The 2,035-nt window shown below is 56.8% G+C and carries 2 rRNA genes (1 of these 2 cut by a window edge); both read left to right on the top strand.

Annotated elements, in window-relative coordinates:
* Positions 1 to 1,825: ribosomal RNA gene (locus PV343_RS40110) — 23S ribosomal RNA — on the top strand (it extends 1,368 nt beyond the left edge of the window).
* 93 nt (positions 1,826 to 1,918) lie between these two features.
* Positions 1,919 to 2,035 (top strand): 5S ribosomal RNA (rrf, locus tag PV343_RS40105).

Below are 2,035 nucleotides of genomic sequence, written 5' to 3'. Positions count from 1 at the left end.
GATGGGTAGGGGAGCGTCGTCTGCCGGGTGAAGCAGCACCGGAAGGTAGTTGTGGACGGTTGACGAGTGAGAATGCAGGCATGAGTAGCGATACAAACGTGAGAAACGTTTGCGCCGATTGACTAAGGGTTCCTGGGTCAAGCTGATCTGCCCAGGGTAAGTCGGGACCTAAGGCGAGGCCGACAGGCGTAGTCGATGGATAACCGGTTGATATTCCGGTACCCGCTGTGAAGCGTCAAACATCGAGCATCGTGATGCTAAGGCCGTGAAGCCGTTCCGGACCCTTCGGGGAAAGGAAAGTGGTGGAGCCGCCGAACCAAGCGGTTAGTAGGTGAGTGATGGGGTGACGCAGGAAGGTAGTCCATCCCGGGCGGTGGTTGTCCCGGGGTAAGGGTGTAGGACGTTGTCCAGGTAAATCCGGACAGCACATAGTCTGAGACCTGATGCCGAGCCGATTGTGGCGAAGTGGATGATCCTATGCTGTCGAGAAAAGCCTCTAGCGAGTTTCATGGCGGCCCGTACCCTAAACCGACTCAGGTGGTCAGGTAGAGAATACCGAGGCGTTCGGGTGAACTATGGTTAAGGAACTCGGCAAAATGCCCCCGTAACTTCGGGAGAAGGGGGGCCACACTCGGTGATCGGATTTACTCCGTGAGCTGGGGGTGGCCGCAGAGACCAGCGAGAAGCGACTGTTTACTAAAAACACAGGTCCGTGCGAAGCCGTAAGGCGATGTATACGGACTGACGCCTGCCCGGTGCTGGAACGTTAAGGGGACCGGTTAGCTTGGATTCGTCCAGGCGAAGCTGAGAACTTAAGCGCCAGTAAACGGCGGTGGTAACTATAACCATCCTAAGGTAGCGAAATTCCTTGTCGGGTAAGTTCCGACCTGCACGAATGGCGTAACGACTTCTCGACTGTCTCAACCATAGGCCCGGTGAAATTGCACTACGAGTAAAGATGCTCGTTTCGCGCAGCAGGACGGAAAGACCCCGGGACCTTTACTACAGTTTGATATTGGTGTTCGGTTCGGCTTGTGTAGGATAGCTGGGAGACTTTGAAGCAGCCACGCCAGTGGTTGTGGAGTCGTCGTTGAAATACCAGTCTGGTCGTGCTGGATGTCTAACCTGGGTCCGTGATCCGGATCAGGGACAGTGTCTGATGGGTAGTTTAACTGGGGCGGTTGCCTCCTAAAGAGTAACGGAGGCGCCCAAAGGTTCCCTCAGCCTGGTTGGCAATCAGGTGTTGAGTGTAAGTGCACAAGGGAGCTTGACTGTGAGACCGACGGGTCGAGCAGGGACGAAAGTCGGGACTAGTGATCCGGCGGTGGCTTGTGGAAGCGCCGTCGCTCAACGGATAAAAGGTACCCCGGGGATAACAGGCTGATCTTCCCCAAGAGTCCATATCGACGGGATGGTTTGGCACCTCGATGTCGGCTCGTCGCATCCTGGGGCTGGAGTCGGTCCCAAGGGTTGGGCTGTTCGCCCATTAAAGCGGTACGCGAGCTGGGTTTAGAACGTCGTGAGACAGTTCGGTCCCTATCCGCTGTGCGCGTAGGAGTCTTGAGAAGGGCTGTCCCTAGTACGAGAGGACCGGGACGGACGAACCTCTGGTGTGCCAGTTGTCCTGCCAAGGGCATGGCTGGTTGGCTACGTTCGGGAGGGATAACCGCTGAAAGCATCTAAGCGGGAAGCCTGCTTCGAGATGAGGACTCCCACCCACTTGATGGGGTAAGGCTCCCAGTAGACGACTGGGTTGATAGGCCGGATCTGGAAGCCAGGTAACTGGTGGAGGTGACCGGTACTAATAGGCCGAGGGCTTGTCCTCAGTTGCTCGCGTCCACTGTGTTGGTTCTGAAACCACGAACGGCCCCACGTTTCACAGAGCGTGGTGCGGCAAAGTTCGACAGTTTCATAGTGTTTCGGTGGTCATAGCGTGAGGGAAACGCCCGGTTACATTCCGAACCCGGAAGCTAAGCCTCACAGCGCCGATGGTACTGCAGGGGGGACCCTGTGGGAGAGTAGGACACCGCCGAAC

This window comes from Streptomyces sp. WI03-4A, from assembly GCF_033792105.1.
Classification (GTDB): Bacteria; Actinomycetota; Actinomycetes; order Streptomycetales; family Streptomycetaceae; genus Streptomyces; species Streptomyces collinus_A.
This window is presented reverse-complemented; position numbering and strand designations above follow the sequence as displayed.